This is a genomic window from Isoptericola sp. NPDC058082 (genome assembly GCF_042885055.1).
GTDB lineage: Bacteria > Actinomycetota > Actinomycetes > Actinomycetales > Cellulomonadaceae > Isoptericola.
Genome location: NZ_JBHVSQ010000046.1, coordinates 1 through 1,038, shown reverse-complemented (window position 1 = coordinate 1,038; position 1,038 = coordinate 1). Strand labels below are relative to the sequence as shown.

The following is a 1,038-nucleotide window of genomic DNA, read 5'->3' as shown; positions in this document are numbered from 1 at the left end:
ACCGCCCCGTGCATCACCACCGGAGCCCCCCACCGGATCCCCGCGCCGCTCCCTGCCTCGCGATTTGCGCGCCGTTCACATAACGGGCTTGATCAATTATCCGGACCTTGGCGCATTCCTTGCACATAATCTCCGCAGCGGCCGGGCGGTGATCAATTTCATTGGCCATCGGTACTTAGGCCCGTACGGGTGATCGATCTCCGAACGGAGTACGGAAAGTCCGCCATCTGGAATCCGGCAAACCGGGACGTTCAACCACTTCGGAGTGGGTTCGAGGACGCGTAACGCGCGCGTTTCGCCCCGCCCGTACAGCCGCTCCGACCTGCGAATACCGTCTCCCGGAAGCCTTCCGCAGCACGTTCGTGTTGCTGTTGTCAAGCCCCGAGATATGCCCTGACCTGCGAAAACGCCATTCAGGAGAAGCCGTTCTCGTGTTACTCTTGATAGCCACGGAAGGGGTACCTGTCACATGACGTTCAAGGTTGGCGACACCGTGGTCTATCCCCATCACGGGGCCGCGCTGATCGAGGCTATCGAAACTCGCCAGATCAAAGGCGTGGACAAGACCTACTTGGTGCTCAAGGTCGCCCAGGGCGACTTGACGGTTCGTGTGCCGGCGGACAATGCGGAGTTCGTGGGTGTGCGCGACGTGGTCGGGCAGGAGGGGCTGGACCGGGTCTTCGAGGTGCTGCGCGCGCCGTACGCCGAAGAGCCGACGAACTGGTCCCGGCGCTACAAGGCAAATCTCGAGAAGCTCGCCTCCGGCGATGTCATCAAGGTCGCCGAAGTGGTGCGCGACCTGTGGCGTCGTGAGCGCGAGCGTGGACTCTCCGCAGGTGAGAAGCGCATGCTCGCCAAGGCTCGACAGATCCTGGTGAGCGAGCTCGCTCTCGCGGAGAACACGAACGAAGACAAGGCCGAGGCTCTGCTCGACGAGGTCCTCGCGTCCTGACCCGGATCGCACCGGTCGTAAATAAATGTGCCGCGGTGCCCGCTGACCAACCGTATTCACGGTGTGTCGTCGGGCGCTGCGGCATG

At 62.7% G+C, this 1,038-nt stretch carries 1 protein-coding gene; it reads left to right on the top strand.

Features of this window, described 5'->3' with window-relative positions; translation table 11 throughout:
- The first annotated feature begins 469 nt into the window (after positions 1-469).
- Positions 470-952, top strand: a complete 483-nt coding sequence (locus ACFVS0_RS21830) for a CarD family transcriptional regulator (protein WP_006380568.1) — start codon at positions 470-472, stop codon at positions 950-952.
- The last annotated feature ends 86 nt before the right edge of the window (positions 953-1,038 follow it).

Excerpts from the sequence above, each read along its gene's own strand:
- ACFVS0_RS21830 (WP_006380568.1), top strand. The coding sequence starts at position 470 with ATGACGTTCAAGGTTGGCGACACCGTGGTCTATCCCCATCACGGGGCC.